Origin of the sequence: Halomonas sp. MCCC 1A13316, from assembly GCF_014931605.1 — a bacterium.
In the GTDB taxonomy this organism is placed as follows: domain Bacteria; phylum Pseudomonadota; class Gammaproteobacteria; order Pseudomonadales; family Halomonadaceae; genus Halomonas.
Map to the genome: position 1 here is coordinate 839,727 of NZ_CP053382.1, position 19,543 is coordinate 859,269.

Consider the following 19,543-nt stretch of genomic DNA (forward strand, 5'->3'; position numbering starts at 1 on the left):
TCGCTCAGCGACACATCTGCGCCAGCGTCGACAATGAGCTTAGCTGTCTGCCCGCTGCATCGAAGTTTTCCGGCGCGAGCCAGCGTTCCAGGCATGTCTCGACGGCAGGCCATTCGCTGTCCAGCAGGGAGAACCAGGCGGTGTCGCGACTATGCCCATTCTCCACCCGATGCTGGCGGAAGATACCCTCGAAATGGAAGCCCAGGCGCCCGGCGGCACGCCGCGAGGCGGCGTTGAACGCATTGCACTTCCACTCGTAGCGCCGATAACCCAGTTCGAAAGCGTGGCGCATCATCAGCAGCATGGCCTCGGTGGCTGCCGGCGTGCGCCGTAGCGCTGGGGTAAAGTGGATATGACCGACCTCGATGCTGCCGTGCTCCGGCACGACATTGAGATAGCTGGCCAGCCCCAGTGCCCGCTCACCAGCCGCCGTGACGATGGCGTAGAACAGCGGATCGTCGCTTTCCGATCTTGCCTTCAGCCAGGCGCGGTACTGTTCGGCATCGGCGAACGGCATGCCGCCGGAATAGGTCCAGCGCGCCTCAGGGGCATCGTGCATGCCTTGGCCGGGTGCCATGAAAGCGGCATGCAGCGAATCGGCATGACGCTCCGCTGACAATGGCTCGAGGCGAACCCGCCGGCCCTGCAGCGGCATGCGATCCGGCCGGCGCGCCGGCTGCCAGTCGGGCAGGGCGGCGCCGACCGGTTGGCCAAAATCGTTGTGGCTCACGTTATGGCTGGTATCGGCCAGGGTCATGATGGGCTCTCCTCGCTGTTCAGTTGCTGCATGTAGCGCCACAGCTGGCGCGCCTGCGGGTCGCGGCTCTCGGCCAGGGCTGCCTCGACGCCGGCTTGGTCGGACTCGGAGCGCTGGCGACCGAGCTTGGCCTTGCCCGTGAGTGTCTCGATGGGCAGGCGAAAGCCGACCACGCCGGCTTGCATCTTCTCCAGGTAGCCCTGTTCACGGGACAGCGAATCGAGCAGGGCGGGTTCGTAGTGCGCCAGGCTGCGATCAAGCAGTTCGCGCGTGGCCTCCGGCCCCAGCAATTCGAGGGTGCCCGTGGCGTGCACGGCCAGGTAGTTCCAGGTGGGCACGGCTGGCTGACTGGCGTACCAGGTCGGTGAGACATAGGCGTGGGGGCCGCTGAAGATCGCCAGCGCCCGGCTGCCATCAAGCGTTCGCCAATGCGGGTTGGCTCGGGCGAAGTGGCCATAGAGCGTGCCCTGCTCGCCCTCGCTGCGCTCCAGCAGCAAGGGCAGGTGGGTAGCCTGCAGGTCGGCGCCGACCAGGGCGGCGAAGTCGTGCCGTTCCATCAGCTCCCAGGACTGCTCGCGTTCGAGTTGCATCGAGGGGGGGACGTACATGGTGCCTCCGGCTCAGTCCTGGCTCGCTTGCGAATCGAACAGCAGGCCGTAGTGGTAGAAGGTGGTGTCGCGCTGCCAGCCGAGCGATTCGTAGAGCGCCTGGGCGGTGCGGTTGTCGATTTCGGTGGCGAGCTTGAGGTGGCCGACGCCATGGCTTTCGGCCAGTTCCCTGGCAGCCTGCATCAGGGCGCGGCCGACACCGCCGCGGCGGGCCTCGGGCGAGACGAACAGATCATTGAGCAGCCATAACGGCGCTAGGCGCACGGTGGAAAGCAGGGGGTAGAGCTGAACGAAGCCCTGCAATTCTCCTTGCGGCCCTACATGTACCAGAATATGCGAGTCGCCGCGCTCCAGGCGCGCCTGCAAGAAGCGCCGGGCGCCTTCGAGATTCGGCTCCTGGCGATAGAACTGCCGATAGCCGTCAAGCAACTGGCTGAGCGGGTCGAGATCTTGCGGGGTGGCATATCGTATGGGCACCGGTAAATCCTCGCATTTACATTGGATATCACCGAGTGTGAGGCCTGACTGGCTCCATGCTAAGAGCCATTTATGTCGATTTTTGCAGAGCCACTTTGCGTTGACGTTCAGGTCCGAAAACCGCCAGACATAGGCTGTGCCCAAGCTAGAATGGAGCCATGAACCTCTCGACCGATATCTGCTACCAAGCCCTGCTGGCACGCGACGCTCGCTACGATGGACGCTTCTTTACCTGTGTGACCAGCACCGGTATCTACTGCCGCCCGATCTGTCCGGCGACAGCGCCGAAGCTCTCGAACTGCCGCTTCGTCTCCACCGCTGCGGCAGCGCAGGAGGCGGGGTTCCGGCCATGCCTGCGCTGTCGGCCGGAAAGCGCGCCGGACTCCCCGGCCTGGGCCGGTACCTCGACCACGGTGATGCGGGCGCTGCGACTGATCGACGAAGGCGCACTGGACGAAGGCGGGGTGGAAGCGCTGTGCGATCGTATCGGCGTGGGCGCTCGCCAGCTGCGGCGGCTGTTCCAGCGTCATGTTGGAGCCTCCCCGTTGGCCGTGGCCCCAAACTCGTCGCGTACTCCTGGCCAAGCAATTGCTGCACGAGACCGAGCTGCCTCTCGCCGATGTGGCGTTGGCCAGCGGTTTCGGTAGCGTGCGCCGCTTCAACGAAGTATTTCTGCAGCTCTATGGCCGAGCGCAGGGAACCCTGCGCGGTCGCCGTGCCGAGCTTTCCCAGGCAGCTGCGCTGACGCTTCGATTGCCGTACCGGCCGCCCTACGACTGGCAGGCGATACTGGCCTTCCTGGCCCGGCGGACCATCCCGGGGCTCGAGCGTATTGATGGAGAGGGCTATCACCGGGTTTTCCGCGTCGGCGAAACGATCGGCAGCGTAAGTGTGAATAATGCTTCCGCCGACAGCGCACTGCACGCCTCGATCCGGCTGACCGAACTCTCGGCACTGCCGAGCGTCATTGCTCGGCTGCGTCGACTCTTCGATCTGCAGGCCGACCCCGAGGCGATACGCCAAGGGCTCGGTCGCGACCCGGCGTTGGCGCCACTGGTGGAGGGCCGCCCCGGGCTACGTGTGCCGGGAGGATGGGATCCGTTCGAGATCGCCGTACGGGGGATTCTCGGCCAGCAGGTCAGCGTCGATGCGGCCACGCGGCTGGCTGGGCGGCTGGTCGAGCGCCTGGGGGAATGCTTGGAGGGGCAGGCTGGAATCGGCTTGGAGCGGCTATTCCCTGCGGCCGAGCGTTTCGCGTTCGATGAGATCAAGGCGCTCGGCATGCCCAGCGCACGGGCCACCGCCCTGGTGCAGTTGGCAGACACCTACCGCGAGCAGCCACGGTTGTTCGACCGGCGCCAGGACCTTGACGAGACCGTGGCCCACCTGTGCGCCCTGCCAGGTATCGGCGAGTGGACGGCCCACTACATCGCCATGCGCGGATTGCAGGACAGTGACGCCTTTCTGCCCACCGACGTGGCGCTGCAACGGGTACTGGCTGAACAGGGTCGGCGCCCAACGCCGCGCGAGCTGCTTGCACGGGCCGAGGCCTGGCGGCCCTGGCGTGCCTATGCCGTGATGCACCTGTGGCATGCCGATGCGGCCACGACTAAGGCAGCAAAACCGCAGCAGGAGGAGTGCGATGCGACTCTGGCTTGACCGACTGCCGTCCCCGGTGGGCGAACTGCGCTTGGTCGGTGACGACCAAGGAGCGCTGCGAGCGCTGGAATTCGATAGCCACGACGAACGGCTGCACCGCCTGCTGGGACGTCACTATCGCGACTACGAGCTCGTCGAGGGCACGGCGCCTGAAGCCATCCGCCAGGCGCTGGAGGCCTACTTTGCCGGGGATCCGTCCCACCTCGATGCGGTGCCGGTGGCGACCGGCGGCACCGAATTCCAACGCCTGGTTTGGCAAGCGCTGCGCCAGATTCCGGCCGGTACCACGATCAGCTACGGCGAGCTGGCCGCCAACATCGGGCGCCCCGGCGCCAGCCGCGCCGTCGGCATGGCCAACGGCGCCAACCCGGTCGCCATCGTGGTACCGTGCCATCGGGTGATCGGTGCCAACGGCACTCTGACCGGCTATGGCGGCGGGCTGCCGCGCAAACGCTGGCTGGTGGAGCACGAAAGGCGGCAGCTGCAGAGCGACCTGTTCACCCTCGCGTAGCGGCATGTTGCCTGCTCAGCCTTCTTCGGCAAATCCTTCCAGCAACTTGCCGAGCAATTCACTCAACATGCGCTGCTCCTCGAGGCTTAGGGCGGAGAGCATCCTGGCCTCGTTCTCCACGTGGCGAGGAACCATTCGGTTCATCAGCGCCAAGCCTTCCTCGGTTAGAGACACCAGCGTGCCGCGTCGGTCCTCGGGATTCGGCGAGCGCACGATAAGGCCCGCCTTCTCCAGGCGATCGAGCCGACTGGTCATGCCTCCCGACGAGACCATCAGTGTCTCGAACAGCTGTGTCGGTCCCAGGCGGTAGGGCGCTCCCGAGCGGCGCAATGTGGCCAGCACGTCGAACTCCCCCGCTTGCAGACCGTACTCCTTGAAGAAGGCTTGTAGCCGCTCTTGGGTGAGCAATTGGGTCGTCTTCATGTATCCCACCACTTCCATCGGTAGCAGGTCGAGTTCGGGCATTTCCCGTTGCCATTGGGCAATGGCTTGCTTGACACGATTCATAGGCGCGATTATCTTTCCATCAAGATACTTTGTGTCGAGAATCTTTTGTTGAGCTGAACAGGAGCCGATCATGACCAACTCAACCAAGCCACGCAACCGCACCGGCTGGTATGCCCTGGCTTGCCTGCTGCTGGTCGGCAGCCTGCTGGCCCTGTCGCTGGTCGTGGCCAAAGTCGCCGACGGAGCCGGCGCGCCGCGCTTGAGCTTCCTCATGGTGGCAGTGACCGGCGCCGGCGTGCTGCTCCTAACGGTGGCAACCCAGCAACCTCAGCCGATGCGACTCGACCGGCGCATTGTCGAGTACTCGCTGGTCTCGGGTGCACTGTTTGCCCTGCCCAATGCGCTGGGCTTCCTGGCGGTGCGTCACGTAGGAGCCGGGTTCGTCTCGCTCAGCTTCGCCTTCCCGATTCTGGTGACCTGGGTGATTGCAGTGGGGCTGGGCATGGAGCGTGTCAATGTGCTGCGGCTGCTCGGCGTGCTGTTGGGGCTGGCCGGAGGTGTGTTACTGGCGTGGGCCAAGGCGGGCGGCATGCAGGGCGCACAGGGCTGGGTCGCACTGGTGCTGACGATCCCACTGGTCATCGCGCTGGGCAATATCTACCGCACCCTGCGCTGGCCCGGCGGGGCAGGACCGGTCTACCTCGCCGCGCTGATGCTGCTGGGCGGCGCGCTGGCGCTTGCCCCCTTCGTGCTGGCATTCGAAGCGCAGCAACTGGCGCTGTTGCTCGGCTCGACGGGGGTGCTTCGGCTGCTGCTCGCCGAAGTGGCCGTCTTTACGGTGCTCTACGTCTTCTATTTCATGCTGCAGAAAATCGCCGGCCCCGTCTACCTCAGCCAGATCGGCATGGTGGCGGCATTGGTCGGCACGTTGATAGCGGTCTCGCTGTTAGGCGAGACGGTACCGCCCTATCTGGGCCTGGCGGGGGTGTTGGTGGTCCTCGGTGCGGTCCTGTTCCACCGTGGCGCTGCGCGCCGCGAAACGCCACCGCCTGCAACGGTGGAAGTCTGACCACAGGAGAGATGCATGACCCCCATGGAAGCCCTGCATTGGCGCTATGCCGCCAAGCACATGAATGGCAGCAAGGTGCCACAAGGCACGCTTGATACTATCCTCGATGCCGCGCGTCTGGCGCCATCGTCCTACGGCCTTCAGCCATATAGTGTGCTGGTGGTGGAAGACCCAACGCTGCGTGAGCGGATCCGGCACGCTGCGTGCGACCAGCCACAGGTCAGCGAATGCTCCCACCTGTTGATTTTCGCTGCCTGGACCGAGGTGGATGAACGGCACGTGGATGAGCTGATCGAGCTGACTGCTGCGGCTCGCGGTCTCGATCCGGTAGAGCTGGAAGGGTATCGCCAGTCGCTCCATGCTGCCGTGGCCGGCTTCACCACAGCGGAGGTAAGGCATCACTGGGCGGCTCGACAAGCCTATATTGCCTTGGGTACGGCCTTGACCGCAGCGGCAGCGGAACGGATCGACGCCTCGCCGATGGAAGGTTTCGACCCTTCGGCCCTGGACGCCCTGTTGGGTCTCGAGGCGCAAGGGTTGCGTAGCGTGGTGCTGCTGGCGCTTGGCTATCGCGATACGACGCAGGATCGCCTGGCCGGGCTGGCCAAGGTGCGCTGGCCCAGGGAGCGCTTCGTGGTGGAATGGAATGGGGCCTGACGGCCCCGTATCGTTAGACGCTGCCCTCTTTCTCGATCACCAATACCCTGGCTTCTCCGACAGGACAAGCGATATGTTCGGTGCCCACCGAGGCAAAGAAGATGTCGCCTACCTCCAGCAGTCGGGAATGCTCTATGCCCTCGTTGCGATAACGCATTTCCACCTGGCCATCGAGCACCACGAAAACCTCTTCCCCATCGTTGACGTGCCAGCGGTATGGCTGGTCTGTCCAATGCAGGCGAGTGGTGATGCCGTTCATGCTGGCAATGTCCTTGGCTCCCCAGGCATGCTCCGCGGTGAAGTCCCGGCTACGGGTGATGTCCATGGTGGTCTCGGTCAGGTCTCGGTAGTGCGTGCTATCTTCTCTTGAACCGAGATCAATGACCATATACCAGTGGCGAGAAGAACAGTTCCCTCTCTTTGGCATGTCATGGCGACTGTCGATTCGCAGTGCCCTGGTTCGATGACTCATCGGATAGCAATGAGCTGTCATGCCATTCAAGGAGAGACGACCATGCAATACATGCTGATGTGCTGTATCGACGAGGCGCTGTGGAACGGCTTGCCGGATGCCGAGCGCGACGCTGTCATGAACGACTACAACGCCCTGATCCAGGAAATGGTCACCAGTGGCCACTATCGCGGCGGTGCCCGGCTGCAGTCGGTGGATTCGGCCACCACCCTGCGCGAGCAGAACGGCAAAGTGGTGACGCTGGACGGGCCCTTCGCCGAGAGCCGCGAACAGTTGGGCGGTTTTCACGTGGTGGAGTGCCGCGACCTGGACGAGGCCTTGGGGCTGGCGCGGCGCATCCCGCCGCTGCGGGTCGGCGGCTCGGTCGAGGTGCGACCGGTGGATCCCGCTTATCGACTGTGAGGGATTTGCGTGACCCTGGACGATCTCTATCGCCGCGAGTATGGCCGTGTGCTGGCCAGCCTGATTCGCCGGTTCGGCCAATTCGAGCTGGCCGAGGATGCCGTGCAGGCGGCTTTCGAGGCGGCGATGGTGCAGTGGCCGGCCCAGGGCTGGCCGCCTAACCCGACCTCGTGGCTGATCTCCACTGCTCGTCACAAGGTGGTCGACCAGTTGCGCCATCAGCAGATGCGCGAGCGCAAGGGCGACGAGCTGCGCCAGCACCTCGAACTGATGCTGGAGTGCGACCTCGAGGCCGAGCCGCTCGACAGCCTGCGCTTGATTTTCGCCTGCTGCCACCCGGCTCTGGCACGACCCGCCCAGGTGGCACTGACGCTGCATACCCTGGGCGGGTTGCGTACCGAGGAGATCGCCCGCGCCTTCATGGTGCCGGTGCCGACCCTGGCCCAGCGGCTGGTGCGAGCCAAGGCCAAGATCCGCGATGCCGGCATTCCCTTCGAGGTGCCTGACGACACGGCGCTTGGCGAACGCCTGGAGTCGGTACTGGCGGTAATCTACCTGATCTTCAACGAAGGCTACGCGGCCAGCTTCGGCGACGACTGGGTGCGCGGCGACCTCTGCGCCGAGGCGATTCGCCTGGGGCGAATGCTGGTGCGGCTATTGCCGGCCGAGCGCGAGGCGCGTGGTTTGCTGGCGCTGATGCTGATGCACCATTCCCGGCGTGACACGCGTACCGACGAGGCCGGCGACATCGTGCTGCTGGAGGAGCAGGATCGCACGCGCTGGAATGTCGACGAAATCGAGGAGGGCTCCGCCCATATCGAGGTAGCGCTACGCGGCAGCCCGCTGGGCACCTACGCAGTGCAAGCCGCCATCGCGGCCCTGCACGCCCAGGCTGCGACACCCGCCGAGACCGACTGGCGGCGCATCGCCGCGCTCTACAGTCTGCTCTACGCCCTACAACCCACGCCCGTGGTGGCGCTCAATCGGGCCGTGGCGATCGCCATGGCCGATGGGCTGGAAGCGGGCCTCGAGCAACTCGAGAATATCCATTTGCCCAACTATCACCTGCTGCCTGCGACGCGTGCCGACCTGCTGCGCCGGCTGGGCCGTCTTGACGAGGCGGCAGTGCACTACCGTGAGGCGTTGAAACTGGTCACCCACGACGCCGAGCGACGTTTTCTTGAATGCCGCTTGCGCGAAGTCATGGCGAACGCCGCCGATGTCGATTTGCCGTTGGCTGGCTCGAAAGAGGGATGAGGCCGCTTGGCCCATTCAAAGCTCATCACTCAGGAGACACCCCATGAGCTACGTCGATGGTTTCGTAGTGCCGGTTCCCGAAGGGAATCTTGACGCCTACCTGGACATGGCCCGGCGTGCCGGCGAAATCTGGTGCGAGCACGGCGCGCTGGAGTACGTCGAGTGCGTGGCCGATGACGTCCCGCCGGGACAGCACACCTCCTTTCCGCTGAGCGTCAAGCTCGAACCGAGGGAGAAGGTGATCTTCTCCTGGATCCTCTACCCCTCGCGCGAGGAGCGCGATCGCATCAATGCCAAGGTGATGGAGGATCCGCGCATGGCAGATATGATGGATCCGGCGAACCATCCGTTCGATGGCAAGCGCATGATCTGGGGAGGATTCCGTGAGGCGCTGAGAATGCCCTAGGGTCTACTGCAGCCAGGCGATGGCCAGCCCCACCACCGCGGAAGCCAATGTCGGACCGGCAATGCAGCGGGACAGATGAGCATTGCCGGCGCTGATGGCCAGCACCACCTTGAACAGGTTGTTGACCGAGGCCGCCAGCACGATGCCCAGCACGGCGGTGGTGAGTTCGATGGTGCTCGTGGCCATGCGGCTCAGCGACAGGGCAACGGCATGCACGTCCGCCATGCCGGAAACGGCAGCCAGCAGGTAGACGCCGGCAGCGCCGAGCCAGGCGCGCAGCCATTCTCCCAGCACCATGACCACCGCCAACAGCGCGCCGAGCAGCAGCGCGGCGCGCAGTTCCAAAGGGTTCTGAGTCATCGGTCGGTCGGCCTTGAAGCCGCGGCGATGGCGGCGCCATAGCCACAGCGCCGGCAGGTAGAGCGTCACCCCCATGGCCGTTACCGGTGCCACCAGTCGCGGCAGCATCTCGGGGCCGAGCAAGGCGGCATAGAGTAACAGGCGCGGCAGCATGGTGCCGCAAGCCAGCAGGATGCCTGCGGCGAGCATCGGGGCGAGCTGCGGTTCGCGGCGCGCCTGGCGAGCGTACTGCAGGGTCAAGGCGGTGGAGGAGGAGAGTCCGGCGAACAACCCGGTGAACAGTATGCCTTTCTCGGTGCCGCCGAGGCGCACGGCGAAGTAGCCGACGAACGAGATCGAGGCGATCAGCACCACTAGCCACCAGATCTCGTAGGGGTTGAGCACGCCGCCGGGGCCCATGTCCTCGTTGGGCAGCAGCGGAAGCATCACCACGCTGATCAACAACAGCTTGAGACCGGCATCGAGCTCGTTGGCTTGCAGCTTGTTGAGCAGGCCATGGATCTCGCGCTTGTTGTCGAGAATCAGCGCCGTGACCACTGCGCAGGCCGTGGCCAGCCCAATGTCCTCCGCTACCGCCAGTGCGCCGAAGCAGAACGTCAGCAGCAGTCCGATCAGCCCGGTGATGCTGTAGTCGCGGATCTGCTCCATGCGAGCCCGGTAGCCGACCAGGGCGGTGATCGCCACGGCCAGGAAGATCAGCGGGAAGGCCCAGCGCGTCAGCACCTCTGACAGTAGGGCTGCCACGCCCCCGAACAATCCCACCAAGGCGTGAGTGCGCACCCCGGCGACCCGCTCGCCCCACTCCCGCTCACGGGCGACCCAGCCTCGTTCGATGCCGATCAGGGCACCCAGCATCAGCGCTACGCCGAGTTCGATGAAATTCCTGTTGGTGAAAAGAAACTCACGGGTAGCTTCTTCCATTTCATTCTCGTCCCTGAAGGTTCTGCCATTCAGAGTGGTCGGTAACGAAGCCTTGATCAATTCGGTGCACTACAGGAAAGCAACCGGGTTTGAGTTCGACTGCGATGGCAACTAGCTTTCAGTCAGGATTTGGTAATGATCGCCGCAAAGCGAGGGATTCGCATGGCGCTGCTCACTCTGTCTCTCATTCTGCTGGCAACCCTGGGGCTGGGGTTGCTACTGCAATGGCTACCGGCGCGCGGAAAGCCGAAGCCGACCTACCCGCAACGGGCACCCTTCCTGGGTGGCGGCGGCCCTGATACGCATGCCTGGAGCCGCTACCACATTCGTTACTACCCCATGACGCTGCTCCTGATCGCCTTCGAGATGGAGATGATGTTCATGTACCCGTGGGCGGTGGTGTTCGTCGAGAAGGGTGCCATGGCGGTCATGGAAATGGGCATGTTTCTGGCAATCCTGTCGGTGGGTATCGTCTACGCCTGGCGTGAGGGGGTGTTCCGGTGGCAGTAAGCTGGCAACGTCGCCTGGCGGCTCGCGCGCCGGCGCCCGTCTTCCTTGCCGAAGGGGCGCGTATCGGCCCGCTGCGCGAAACGCTTGCGCTCTCACCCGGCATTCGCCTTGTCGATACGCCTCGTCATGCCAGCGTGCTGGTGGTGGCGGGCGATATCCCGACCGGCTGGCGCGACGACCTGCGCCGACTCCACGATCAGTTGCCCGCACCGTTCGCCAGCGTGTGGTGTCGTTGCGAGCCGTTCGAGGCACTGCGCAACCCCATACGCAACGATGCCATCGAGGCGTTGCCCCAAGGCGTCGTCGAGACGCATCGCGAGCTGATGCTGGGCAAGCGCGACAGTGCGCCTCGGCTGCTGCCGGACGAACCGCCGAATCCCTGGGAGGGACTCGGCGACGATGGCCATGGCGGCGAGGGCATGATGGGGGGCACGCCCTACGGTCGGCCCATGGCCATGAACATGCAGGACGATCTTCGCGATGGCCTGACGCTGGATACGTTGACCTTCAGGCTGGGGCCTTTTCATTCCGCCTTGCCGCCGGGCCTGCAGGCAGAGGTCAGCCTGCAGGGCGACCTGGTGCAGGCCTGGACGATCACGCGCAAGCCCTTTGCCAGCGTCGTCGAGCCGATCTTCCATGCGGCTCGCCAGGAGCCGGTGCCAATCGCCGAGCTTGAGCTGAGCCGTGCTCGCCATCACCTGCGCCGGCTTTACCGGGGTCTAAGGGTCGCGGGCTGGCCGAGACTGGCTGAACGAACCCTGCGCATGGCCGGGCAGCTGAGCCCCAACAGCGATATCGCAGGCCTGCGCCGCGCCTTGGAGCGCGGGGGACTGTGGCGGCTGGCGTTGCCCGAGCCCGGCCGCGGTGATTTGGACAAAGAGCAGGCGCGGCAGCTCGGTGGGCCGGCGGCACGTGCGGCGGGCATCGATGAGGACCTGCGCAGCCAGGACGCGCACTACCGCCGGCTCGGCTTTGCGCCGACCTGTCGCGAGGCGGGCGATACGGCGGCTCGCTGGCAACAGTGGCTCGACGAGATCGAGCAGTCGCTGGCGCTGGCCGGCCAGGCCGCCCGTCACGACCTGAAGACCGCCGAGACCGCTGCCGTCGAGACCCCGCGCGGCCCTTGGGCCGATGGCTCTCCTCACGACATGAGCGATCTGCTGGGCGAAGTGCTGCCGGGGCTGGAGTGGGGCGAAGCGCTGCTGACCCTGGCCAGCCTGGACGTGGCCGCTCTTGATCTGCACCCCCTCGATATTTGGCTGGCCGACACGGGCCGGGAGGGGCGCGCATGATTCTCGACCAACTGATTCTGCCGTGGCTGCTGGCCTGGCTGGTGGCTGGCCTGGGCGCCTACCTGGTGGCGGTGCTCGACCGTTTGATGGCAACGGGCTCGGCCCAGGCGAAAAGCGTATGGCTCGCGCCCTTGGCCAGCGCTGCCTGGTTGATGACGCAGCAGGCCACGACCACCGAGGCACCGGACGCTCCCGCCTGGCGGCTGGCGCCGGCGCTCTACCTGGCCCTGGCCGCCACCGGGCTGGCGCTGGTGCCTTGGTCGCCGACGCTGGTCGGTGTCGATCTGTCGACCAGCCTGGTGCTGTGGGGCAGCCTGGAAGCACTGGCCACGGTGGTGATCTTCCTACATGGCTGGTCGGCCAACTCTCACCTGGCCCTGATCGGCGCCTACCGTTACGTCGCCCTGGGGCTCTCCTACCTGCTGATCAGCATGTTCGTGCTGATCGGCGTGGCGCTGCCGGCCGAGTCGCTGCGCTTGACCGAGGTGGTGGCGGCGCAGGCGTCGCTCTGGCACGTGGTTTCCCAGCCGTTGGGGCTGCCGCTGTTTCTGGTGGTGGGTCTGGGGCTGACCTTCTGGGGGCCGCTCGACCTGGCCGACTCGGAGGACCTCTCGGGCGGCACCGCGGTGGAACGTTCGGGCCCGCCGCGTCTGGTATGGGCGCTGGCGCGCGCCGCCATGCTGGTGGCCTTCAGTGCGATTGCCGCCACCGCTTTCCTTGGAGGTTGGATGGGCCCCTGGTTGCCGGGGCCGGCCTGGCTGCTGATCAAGAGCCTGGCGGTACTGGTCGCGCTGCTGTGGCTGGGGCGTCGGCTGCCCAGGCTCGCGCCCGAGCGCTGCGTGACGCTGATGTGGGTGCTGCTGCTGCCGCTCTCCTTCGTCGACTTGATCTGGGCGGGGGCAGTAGCCCTGTGGATGGCCTGAGCGAGGCCAAGGAGATGTCATGACGCCGAGTCTCGGTACACATATCGCCTTTGGGGTACTGGCGACGTTCGCCGTGCTCACCGGCTGGCGAGTGTTCTGCACCGATTCGATGGTGCGAGCGTCGTTCTTCCTGCTGCTGTCGTTCATCGCTGTGGGCGGAATCATGATCCTGCTGACCGCCGAATACCTGGGAGTTGCGATGTTCTTCATGATGGCCGTCGAGATGATGGTCATGGCGCTGTTCATGGTCATGTTCATGATGAACCCGGCCGGGCTCAATCCGATGAAGATGGTTCACCAGGAGCGCGTCGCCATCGCTGCCGGCGTCATTGCCTTTATCGTGCTCTCGGCGGTGGCCGTGCTCAGCGATTTTCCCGATGCGCCGCTGCCGGCGGAGCATGCGCCGGTGATTTCGCTGGGCCGCGAGCTGCTTGGCGATTCGATGCTGGTCTTCGAGACCGCCGGCGTAGTGCTGCTGACGACCATGGTCGGTGTGGTGGTGCTGTCGAGTCGGCGTGGACGCTACGGTCGCGCCGACGAGGGGTCGATGCCACCGGGCCTCATGCCCGGCGGCGAACCGGCCGGGCAACCGAGCGAGGAGGAGGAGGGAGAGCACACCCACCACCATCATTGAACGACGAAGCCAGGGAACGACTAAGGACGAGGCCAGGAGGGCGACATGACACTCACCACACTTCTCATTCTTGCCGCAGCGTTGATCGGGATCGGCCTCTACGGGGCGCTGTCCCAGCAATCGTTCGTGATGCTGATGATGGGCCTCGAACTGATGCTCAACGGGGTGATGCTGGCCGCAGTGGCCTTCTGGGCCTATAGCGGCACCGGTGCCCCTGAAGGGCAGCTGTTGACCATCGTGGTCATGGCGGTCATGGCAATCGAGATGGCGCTCGGCTTTGCCCTGGTGGTGGCAGTGTTTCGCGCCAAGCAGGCCGACACGACCGAAGCCTTGAGCGAGCTGAAGCAATGACGCTCTGGATCGTACCGCTGACGCCGTGGCTGCTGGCGCTGCTGCTGTACGGGGCAGGGCGACGCCTCCGGCCGCTGGCTCTCGGACTCTCGGCGGGGGTGGCGCTATTGCTGACGCTTGCCGTGACCGGGCTCTCCCTGAATACGGGGGCGACGGCGAGCTATCGCTGGAGCGAGTCCCTGATGCTGGGGCTGGAGCGCTCCATGGCAGGCGACATTTTCGCCTGGCTGGTGCCGCTGGTGGCTTTGCCGGTGGCGCTTTATGCCGCGATACATGTCAGTCAAGCTCCGCGTCGCCTGGTAGCCCTGTTGCTGGCGTTCGTCGGCGCCATGCAGCTGTTGGTGCTGGCCAGTGACCTGCTGACCTTGCTGGTGGCCTGGGAGCTGGTCGGGGCCTGTTCCTGGGGCTTGATCCTGCATCGCTGGCAGGAGGAAGGCATCCCGGGCCAGGCGATACAGGCCTTTCTCGTCACGCGGTTGGGCGACCTGGGGTTGTACATCGCCGCAGCGGCCTTGTTTGCCGGCACCGGTGGTTTCGGCTATGCCGCCCTCGGCGATCTCTCGGGTGGGCTATTGCACGTCGCCGTGGCCGGTATCGTCCTGGCGGCGGCGGTCAAGTCCGCACAGCTGCCGTTCAGCGCCTGGCTGTTTGCCGCCATGGCCGGGCCGGTGCCGGCCTCGGCATTGCTGCATTCGGCAACCATGGTCGCCGCGGGTACCTTCCTGCTTGCTCGGCTGGCGCCGCAGCTCGAGCAGGCCGCCTGGTTTTCGCCCTTGGTGATTTTTCTAGGGCTGGCTACGGCGCTGGCCGGTGGCCTGGTGGCGAGCTTTCAGGGCCACGCCAAGCGGCTGCTGGCCGCTTCCACGTCAGCGCAGTATGGGCTGATGTGGGTGGCCGTGGGGGCAGGGTTCCCCGGCGTGGCGCTGCTGCACGCCATCACCCATGCCTGCCTCAAGGCGGGGCTGTTCCTGGTCGCGGGACTAGCCGAGCGGCGCGTCGATAGCTATCAGCTAGCCGATATGCGCCTAGGGCGGCAACTGCCGGGCGTGGCGGCATTGAGCTTGGTGCTGTGCCTGGCACTGGCCGGCTTGGCGCCGCTGGGAGCGGCCTGGAGCAAGGAACAGATTGCCTCGGCCGCCGCCGAGCTCACGCCTTGGCTGGCGCTGGGCGTAGCCATGGCGGGCGGGCTCAGTGCGCTTTATGCCACGCGCTTCCAGCGGTTGGCCTTCGGTCGCTCGCCAAGGCGGCTCTCCTCGGGGCGGCCGCCGGCCTGGGGGGAGCGTGTTTCGCTGGCGGGGCTGGCGCTTGCCACATTGATGCTCTCGATACTCTGGTGGCGGCCGTTCTCCGAGTCGGTAGCCGCGGCCTTGGGGATTGTGCTGCCCAAGGAGCATCTGTGGCTGATGGTCGTGTCGCTGGCACTCGTGGCGCTGGGCATTGGCGTGGGGCTCTGGATAACGCGCCAGGAGACGCGCGAAGCCAAGCCGGCCTGGCAGTTTGCGCTGGCCGGCTGGTTCGGCCTGCCGGCGCTGCATCAAGGGGTGGCAGACGGCATCATGCGGTTTGCCCACCGCCTGGCACGCTTCGACGATCGTGTATTCGATGCCCCTGCCACCCACTTCGCAAGGGGAATTCGCGGCACTGCACGAGGCCTGGCGAGCGGCGACGATCGTGTCGTCGATGCCGGCCTGGATATTACGGCGCGTTGCTGGCAGTGGCTTGCCGATTTCAACGCACGCCGCGGCGAGTGGCTGGCCGACGGCCTGCCCAATGGGCTGGCTAAAGGGGCCGAGACCGGTGGGCGCTGGGCGCGGGCTACTCAATCCGGACAGACTCACCACTACTACACCATGATCACCGTCGGTCTCGGTGCGTTCTTCCTGTTTCTGCTGATAGGAGCCTTTCTGTGATGCTGACCGTCGCGCTGTTCGCTCCCTTGCTGGGCGCCCTCGTGCTCGCTGCAACCTCACGCTGGAGCGCCGGTCAGGCGCGCTGGATCGCGGCGGGGGCGTCCGGTGTATCGCTGCTGGCCCTGGTGGTGGCCTGGCTGGCGTTCGATCCGACCGGTGCCTTGTTTCAGCATGTCGATGAGGTGCAGTGGGTACCGTCGCTGGGCATGGCCTATCGAGTGGGCGTCGATGGCATCGCCCTGGCCGTGGCAACCATGAGTGCCGTGTTGTTCGTGGCGGCTATCCTCTATCCCTTCGATACCCGGGGCGAGGCGCGACAGTACTATGCCTGGCTGCTTTTCATGCATGGGGTATCGCTGGGTGTCTTCCTGTCTCTCGATCTGCTGATGTTCTACGTCTGCTTCGATCTCACCCTGGTGGGCATGTACTTCCTGATCGGTCGCTGGGGGCATGGCGAACCCCAGCTCGCCGCCTTCAAGTTCTTCCTCTATACGTTCGCCGGTTCGTTGGCGCTGCTACTCGGCATCATCGGGCTCTATCTCTCCCTCGACTCGCCGACCTTCGACATGCGTACCATCATCGAGCAGCAGCCGCTGGCGGGCAGCGGTGCCTATGCCAGCCTGGTGTTCCTGGCGATGATGCTGGGGCTGGCGATCAAGACGCCGCTGGTGCCGGTGCATACCTGGTTGCCCCAGGCCCACGTCGACGCGCCGGGGCCGGCCTCGGCGATTCTCGCCGGGGTGCTGCTCAAGATGGGTACCTACGGCATGATCCGGCTGCCGCTGGCCATGCTCGGCGAGACCTTTGCCCGCTTCGCCTTGCCGGTGGCGCTGCTGGCGCTGGTGGCGATTCTCTACGGTGCCCTGGTGGCGCTGGGCCAGAGCAACCTCAAGCGACGTATCGCCTACACCTCGATCAACCATATGGGTTACACCGTGCTGGGGATCGCCGTGGCCGCTTCGCTGGTCGGCGGGCATGATGAGGCGCGTCGGCTGGCGCTGACCGGTGCCACGGTGGAGATGGTTGCCCACGGCCTGATCACCGGCTCGCTGTTCCTGATCAGTGGCTCGCTGTGGCAGCGCACGGGGGACTATGCCATGGCGCGCTACGGTGGCCTGGCTCGCCGGGCGCCGCAGTTGACCGCGCTGACCGTGCTGGCAGCCTTCGCCAGCCTGGGCATGCCGGGGCTGGCCGGCTTCGTTGCCGAGTTTCAGGTATTCACCGGAACCTTCGCCGTCTACCCCTGGCTGGCGGTGCTGGGGGTCCTAGGCATACTGGTCACCGCGGCGCTGTTTCTGGACCTGCTGTGGCGGCTGTTCTTCGGTCGGCTGCCCGAGCACCTGGAAAATTTTCCCGACCTCGACCGTGCCGAAATCGGTGTGCTCGGTGTCCTGGCGCTGGGTATCGTGGCGATCGGTGTGGCGCCACACTTCCTGCTCGACGTGGTTGAGGCCTCGGCGAGCCTGCTGACCGGAGGACGCTGATGCCCGTGGCGGACCTGACCCCCGAACTTGCGCTGCTGATCGGGGCGGTGGTGATAGTGCTGGGTGCGGCCTTCATGCCGCACTCCCGCCAAGGCTGGCTGGCCGGCGCGGCCCTGGTGGTGCTGATTACCGCCCTGGGCGCCGTGGTCGTTCAGTGGCCGGCAGCGCCTTCGCTGACGTTTTCGGGGGTCTGGATCCTGGACGCGCCAGCCTCGCTGGCCAAGCTGCTCATTGTGGGTAGCGGCGCGCTTGCCGTGGCGATGTCCCCCGATTGGATGCGCAGCGACCCGCGGCATGGCGAGTACTATGCGCTGTGCCTGTTCGCGCTGCTGGGCGCCATGGTCATGGCTGCGGCCGGCGATAGCATGGAGCTGCTGCTTGGCGTGCTGCTCTCCTCGGCGGCCAGCTATCCGCTGGTAGCCTACCATCGCGGGTTTGCACCGGCGCTGGAAGCGGGCATGAAATACTTTCTGATCGGCGCCCTGGCCAATGCGCTGCTGTGTGTCGGGGTAGTCATGCTGTTCGGCCTGGTCGGTGATACCGACTACCGCGTGTTGTCCGCTTTTCTTGCCCAGAGCGACCGCCTGGCGCTCAGTGTGGCCATGGGCTGCGTGATCTTGGGGCTCGCCTTCAAGCTGGCGGCATTTCCGGCCCATGCCTGGATGCCCGATGTCGCCCAGGCAGCGCCGGCACCGGTCGCCGCGATGCTGAGCGTGGCGCCCAAGGTGGGGGCGGCGCTGGCGCTTGCGCGCCTGATGGCTCTATTGCCCGGGGATCAGGGACTGATCTGGCTGGTGGCCATGGTGTCGGCGATCACCATGACCTTGGGCAACTTGGCGGCACTACGCCAGTCCGACGTTCGCCGGCTGCTGGGCTGGTCGTCGGTCTCCCAGTCCGGTTATGCATTGATGGCGGTGGCCGTGATCGAACGCGCCGAGGTTGCCGTAACGGCGCTGCTCGCATTCCTGGCCGCCTATGCGCTGGCCAATCTGACCGCCTTCGCCGTGATCACGCACCTGCGCGGACGAACCGATCTTGACGACTACCGTGGCCTGGCACGGACACAACCCCTTGCGACAGCGGTGCTCATCGTCGCCATGCTGTCACTGGTGGGCATTCCTCCCTTGGTTGGCTTTTTCGGCAAGTTCCTGCTTTTCGAGGCTACGCTGGCGGCCGACCATGCCTGGCTGGCCGTAATCGCGGTGCTCAATACCCTGGTTTCGCTGTACTACTACCTGCGGGTGGCTGCGGCAATGCTGTTCGCTCCTCCTGAAGGGGAGGTCTCTACGCTGGGGCGGGCCTCGTGGCTTGCCATGCTGGTCGGGTTCGTGCTGTTGCTGGCCGCTAGTCTCGGCGTCGAGGGGCTCTTTCAGGATATGACGCTATGGCGCGTCGCTGCGGCGGGATAGTGCCGACGGTGGGCTTGATTGCCGGTAAGGTCGCAAAGCGCTTGCCAACATGGAAGGGAGGCGCCCCGGGTGCCATGCTGAAACCAACTGCCTGCCTACAGAAGATACCCCATGCCACTGTCCAATCGCTGGCACTACCTGCTGTCGCTGCTGTGTGGGGCCGTGCTGTTGGCTGGCCCGTTGGCCGCAGGCGCCCGTGAACTCGCCGCCGAAATCGGCGAGATGGTCGAGGTGGAGGTCGCCACGGTGGGGCTGGCCGGCTTTGGCGGTCCGCCGGTGGTGCTGCTGCGCGAGCCGGGCGTGCGCGAGGTGATTCCGATCTTCATCGGTATCAGCGAGGCGGGCGCGATCCTGCGCGGGCTGGCCGGTGAGCGTTCTCCCCGGCCCATGACCCACGAGTTGCTGGGCGGCGTGCTTGATGGTCTCGACGTCACTTTGGAGCGGGTCTACGTCGATGCCATCGTCGGTCACACCTTTCTCGGCATGCTGGAACTGCGCCTGCCGGGGCGTGAAGAGACGCTGCTCATCGACAGCCGGCCCAGCGATGCCATCGCCTTGGCCCTCTATGCGGGGGCAAGCATTCACGTGGCGCCCAAAGTCCTCGAGGCGGCTCGGAATATCGAATACGAAGGCCTGGAAGAACAGGTCGTCGTGGCGCTGGGCATAAGCGTCACGCCGGCGACCGACGACTTGCGTGAGGCACTGGGCCTGCCCGACCGCCCCGGTGTGCTGGTCAGCGACGTGCGCGGGCCGGCGGCGGAGGCCGGGGTACGCCCCGGCGCGCTGCTGCTCGAGGTGAACGGAGAGGTTCCCGTCACGCCGCTGCGTTATCTTGAGCTGGTCCGCGATACCGCCGTGGAAGAAGACACCCGGCTGCGTTATTGGCAGGAGGGTGAGGAGAACGAGCTGAAGATCACCACCGACGTCCCCCCGCCGCAGCCCGTGCCGCGGCTGCGGCATGACGTGCCCGGCGTTCGTACCTGACCGTGTTAGAGAAGACACGAGGCGACAGTGCAAGATGGTCAGA

The 19,543-nt window shown here is 65.7% G+C and carries 23 protein-coding genes; 17 read left to right on the top strand and 6 right to left on the bottom strand.

Going from position 1 to position 19,543, the window contains the following annotated elements:
* Positions 1-4: 4 nt before the first annotated feature.
* From HNO52_RS03955 to HNO52_RS03965, 3 genes are read right to left on the bottom strand one after another with little or no spacing between them, the layout of a single operon-like run.
* The gene (locus HNO52_RS03955; protein ID WP_197567917.1) at positions 5-757 is read right to left on the bottom strand and encodes a GNAT family N-acetyltransferase; all 753 of its coding nucleotides are present in this window, start codon (positions 755-757) and stop codon (positions 5-7) included.
* Entirely contained in the window at positions 754-1,365 is a 612-nt protein-coding gene (locus HNO52_RS03960) for an FMN-binding negative transcriptional regulator (protein ID WP_197567919.1), read from the bottom strand. The genes HNO52_RS03955 and HNO52_RS03960 overlap by 4 nt, the downstream gene beginning before the upstream one ends.
* A gap of 12 nt (positions 1,366-1,377) precedes the next feature.
* Positions 1,378-1,842: a GNAT family N-acetyltransferase gene (locus tag HNO52_RS03965; RefSeq protein ID WP_197567920.1), complete on the bottom strand. Its 465-nt coding sequence runs from the start codon at positions 1,840-1,842 to the stop codon at positions 1,378-1,380.
* 158 nt (positions 1,843-2,000) lie between these two features.
* Here HNO52_RS03965 and HNO52_RS20980 point away from each other — a divergent pair, with 158 nt between their 5' ends.
* From HNO52_RS20980 to ogt, 3 genes are read left to right on the top strand one after another with little or no spacing between them, the layout of a single operon-like run.
* Positions 2,001-2,489, top strand: a complete 489-nt coding sequence (locus tag HNO52_RS20980) for an Ada metal-binding domain-containing protein (RefSeq protein ID WP_232090533.1) — start codon at positions 2,001-2,003, stop codon at positions 2,487-2,489.
* Positions 2,431-3,501 (top strand): AlkA N-terminal domain-containing protein, encoded by a 1,071-nt coding sequence (locus tag HNO52_RS03970; RefSeq protein ID WP_232090535.1) that lies wholly within the window; start codon positions 2,431-2,433, stop codon positions 3,499-3,501. The genes HNO52_RS20980 and HNO52_RS03970 overlap by 59 nt, the downstream gene beginning before the upstream one ends.
* Positions 3,485-4,012: a methylated-DNA--[protein]-cysteine S-methyltransferase gene (gene ogt / locus HNO52_RS03975; RefSeq protein WP_197567921.1), complete on the top strand. Its 528-nt coding sequence runs from the start codon at positions 3,485-3,487 to the stop codon at positions 4,010-4,012. Before HNO52_RS03970 ends, ogt begins: the two co-directional genes overlap by 17 nt.
* Positions 4,013-4,027: 15 nt before the next feature.
* Here ogt and HNO52_RS03980 read toward each other — a convergent pair whose 3' ends face one another.
* The gene (locus HNO52_RS03980; RefSeq protein WP_197567922.1) at positions 4,028-4,519 is read right to left on the bottom strand and encodes a MarR family winged helix-turn-helix transcriptional regulator; all 492 of its coding nucleotides are present in this window, start codon (positions 4,517-4,519) and stop codon (positions 4,028-4,030) included.
* A gap of 70 nt (positions 4,520-4,589) precedes the next feature.
* On the opposite strand from HNO52_RS03980, the gene HNO52_RS03985 reads away from it, so the two are divergent.
* Both HNO52_RS03985 and HNO52_RS03990 read left to right on the top strand, forming a co-directional pair.
* Positions 4,590-5,528 carry a DMT family transporter gene (locus tag HNO52_RS03985; RefSeq protein ID WP_197567930.1) on the top strand — a complete coding sequence of 313 codons (939 nt, stop codon included), beginning with the start codon at positions 4,590-4,592 and terminating at the stop codon, positions 5,526-5,528.
* A 15-nt stretch (positions 5,529-5,543) separates the two neighbouring features.
* The gene (locus HNO52_RS03990; protein WP_197567932.1) at positions 5,544-6,185 is read left to right on the top strand and encodes a nitroreductase family protein; all 642 of its coding nucleotides are present in this window, start codon (positions 5,544-5,546) and stop codon (positions 6,183-6,185) included.
* A 13-nt stretch (positions 6,186-6,198) separates the two neighbouring features.
* On the opposite strand, the gene HNO52_RS03995 is transcribed toward HNO52_RS03990, so the two are convergent.
* On the bottom strand, positions 6,199-6,510 hold the full coding sequence (locus HNO52_RS03995) for a cupin domain-containing protein (RefSeq protein ID WP_197567933.1): 312 nt from the start codon (positions 6,508-6,510) through the stop codon (positions 6,199-6,201).
* Between the two features lie 189 nt (positions 6,511-6,699).
* Here HNO52_RS03995 and HNO52_RS04000 point away from each other — a divergent pair, with 189 nt between their 5' ends.
* From HNO52_RS04000 to HNO52_RS04010, 3 genes are read left to right on the top strand one after another with little or no spacing between them, the layout of a single operon-like run.
* Positions 6,700-7,059, top strand: coding sequence for a YciI family protein (locus HNO52_RS04000; protein ID WP_197567934.1), 360 nt, complete (start codon positions 6,700-6,702; stop codon positions 7,057-7,059).
* Between the two features lie 9 nt (positions 7,060-7,068).
* On the top strand, positions 7,069-8,316 hold the full coding sequence (locus HNO52_RS04005) for an RNA polymerase sigma factor (protein ID WP_332107658.1): 1,248 nt from the start codon (positions 7,069-7,071) through the stop codon (positions 8,314-8,316).
* A gap of 43 nt (positions 8,317-8,359) precedes the next feature.
* Entirely contained in the window at positions 8,360-8,722 is a 363-nt protein-coding gene (locus tag HNO52_RS04010; RefSeq protein WP_197567935.1) for a DUF1428 domain-containing protein, read from the top strand.
* Between the two features lie 3 nt (positions 8,723-8,725).
* Here the strand turns inward: HNO52_RS04010 and HNO52_RS04015 are convergent, their stop codons facing one another.
* A complete protein-coding gene (locus tag HNO52_RS04015; RefSeq protein ID WP_197567936.1) occupies positions 8,726-10,003 on the bottom strand; it encodes an MgtC/SapB family protein in 1,278 nt (425 codons plus the stop codon).
* A 135-nt stretch (positions 10,004-10,138) separates the two neighbouring features.
* Here HNO52_RS04015 and HNO52_RS04020 point away from each other — a divergent pair, with 135 nt between their 5' ends.
* The 9 genes from HNO52_RS04020 to HNO52_RS04060 all read left to right on the top strand — a co-directional run bounded on the left by HNO52_RS04020 (position 10,139) and on the right by HNO52_RS04060 (position 19,500).
* Positions 10,139-10,513, top strand: coding sequence for an NADH-quinone oxidoreductase subunit A (locus HNO52_RS04020; RefSeq protein WP_232090537.1), 375 nt, complete (start codon positions 10,139-10,141; stop codon positions 10,511-10,513).
* Positions 10,504-11,805 carry an NADH-quinone oxidoreductase subunit D-related protein gene (locus tag HNO52_RS04025; protein WP_197567937.1) on the top strand — a complete coding sequence of 434 codons (1,302 nt, stop codon included), beginning with the start codon at positions 10,504-10,506 and terminating at the stop codon, positions 11,803-11,805. Before HNO52_RS04020 ends, HNO52_RS04025 begins: the two co-directional genes overlap by 10 nt.
* Positions 11,802-12,728 carry a complex I subunit 1 family protein gene (locus HNO52_RS04030; RefSeq protein WP_197567938.1) on the top strand — a complete coding sequence of 309 codons (927 nt, stop codon included), beginning with the start codon at positions 11,802-11,804 and terminating at the stop codon, positions 12,726-12,728. Before HNO52_RS04025 ends, HNO52_RS04030 begins: the two co-directional genes overlap by 4 nt.
* Positions 12,729-12,747: 19 nt before the next feature.
* A complete protein-coding gene (locus tag HNO52_RS04035; RefSeq protein ID WP_197567939.1) occupies positions 12,748-13,362 on the top strand; it encodes an NADH-quinone oxidoreductase subunit J family protein in 615 nt (204 codons plus the stop codon).
* Positions 13,363-13,407: 45 nt separating this feature from the next.
* A complete protein-coding gene (gene nuoK, locus HNO52_RS04040) occupies positions 13,408-13,713 on the top strand; it encodes an NADH-quinone oxidoreductase subunit NuoK (RefSeq protein WP_197567940.1) in 306 nt (101 codons plus the stop codon).
* Complete coding sequence (locus tag HNO52_RS04045) at positions 13,710-15,623, top strand: NADH-quinone oxidoreductase subunit 5 family protein (RefSeq protein WP_197567941.1); 1,914 nt, start codon at positions 13,710-13,712, stop codon at positions 15,621-15,623. Before nuoK ends, HNO52_RS04045 begins: the two co-directional genes overlap by 4 nt.
* The gene (locus tag HNO52_RS04050) at positions 15,623-17,107 is read left to right on the top strand and encodes a complex I subunit 4 family protein (protein WP_232090747.1); all 1,485 of its coding nucleotides are present in this window, start codon (positions 15,623-15,625) and stop codon (positions 17,105-17,107) included. The genes HNO52_RS04045 and HNO52_RS04050 overlap by 1 nt, the downstream gene beginning before the upstream one ends.
* Positions 17,107-18,516 (top strand): NADH-quinone oxidoreductase subunit N, encoded by a 1,410-nt coding sequence (locus HNO52_RS04055; RefSeq protein ID WP_197567943.1) that lies wholly within the window; start codon positions 17,107-17,109, stop codon positions 18,514-18,516. Before HNO52_RS04050 ends, HNO52_RS04055 begins: the two co-directional genes overlap by 1 nt.
* Positions 18,517-18,627: 111 nt before the next feature.
* Entirely contained in the window at positions 18,628-19,500 is an 873-nt protein-coding gene (locus HNO52_RS04060; RefSeq protein ID WP_232090544.1) for a bifunctional nuclease family protein, read from the top strand.
* Positions 19,501-19,543: the final 43 nt, after the last annotated feature.

Coding starts and splice junctions, on each gene's coding strand:
- HNO52_RS04050 (WP_232090747.1), top strand. CDS start 15,623: ATGCTGACCGTCGCGCTGTTCGCTCCCTTGCTGGGCGCCCTCGTGCTC.
- HNO52_RS04015 (WP_197567936.1), bottom strand. CDS start 10,003: ATGGAAGAAGCTACCCGTGAGTTTCTTTTCACCAACAGGAATTTCATC.
- HNO52_RS04010 (WP_197567935.1), top strand. CDS start 8,360: ATGAGCTACGTCGATGGTTTCGTAGTGCCGGTTCCCGAAGGGAATCTT.
- HNO52_RS04030 (WP_197567938.1), top strand. CDS start 11,802: ATGATTCTCGACCAACTGATTCTGCCGTGGCTGCTGGCCTGGCTGGTG.
- HNO52_RS03980 (WP_197567922.1), bottom strand. CDS start 4,519: ATGAATCGTGTCAAGCAAGCCATTGCCCAATGGCAACGGGAAATGCCC.
- HNO52_RS03955 (WP_197567917.1), bottom strand. CDS start 757: ATGACCCTGGCCGATACCAGCCATAACGTGAGCCACAACGATTTTGGC.
- HNO52_RS20980 (WP_232090533.1), top strand. CDS start 2,001: ATGAACCTCTCGACCGATATCTGCTACCAAGCCCTGCTGGCACGCGAC.
- HNO52_RS03995 (WP_197567933.1), bottom strand. CDS start 6,510: ATGGACATCACCCGTAGCCGGGACTTCACCGCGGAGCATGCCTGGGGA.
- HNO52_RS04035 (WP_197567939.1), top strand. CDS start 12,748: ATGACGCCGAGTCTCGGTACACATATCGCCTTTGGGGTACTGGCGACG.
- HNO52_RS04020 (WP_232090537.1), top strand. CDS start 10,139: ATGATCGCCGCAAAGCGAGGGATTCGCATGGCGCTGCTCACTCTGTCT.
- HNO52_RS03960 (WP_197567919.1), bottom strand. CDS start 1,365: ATGTACGTCCCCCCCTCGATGCAACTCGAACGCGAGCAGTCCTGGGAG.
- HNO52_RS03990 (WP_197567932.1), top strand. CDS start 5,544: ATGACCCCCATGGAAGCCCTGCATTGGCGCTATGCCGCCAAGCACATG.
- HNO52_RS04055 (WP_197567943.1), top strand. CDS start 17,107: ATGCCCGTGGCGGACCTGACCCCCGAACTTGCGCTGCTGATCGGGGCG.
- HNO52_RS04000 (WP_197567934.1), top strand. CDS start 6,700: ATGCAATACATGCTGATGTGCTGTATCGACGAGGCGCTGTGGAACGGC.
- HNO52_RS04060 (WP_232090544.1), top strand. CDS start 18,628: ATGCCACTGTCCAATCGCTGGCACTACCTGCTGTCGCTGCTGTGTGGG.
- ogt (WP_197567921.1), top strand. CDS start 3,485: ATGCGACTCTGGCTTGACCGACTGCCGTCCCCGGTGGGCGAACTGCGC.
- nuoK (WP_197567940.1), top strand. CDS start 13,408: ATGACACTCACCACACTTCTCATTCTTGCCGCAGCGTTGATCGGGATC.
- HNO52_RS03985 (WP_197567930.1), top strand. CDS start 4,590: ATGACCAACTCAACCAAGCCACGCAACCGCACCGGCTGGTATGCCCTG.
- HNO52_RS04045 (WP_197567941.1), top strand. CDS start 13,710: ATGACGCTCTGGATCGTACCGCTGACGCCGTGGCTGCTGGCGCTGCTG.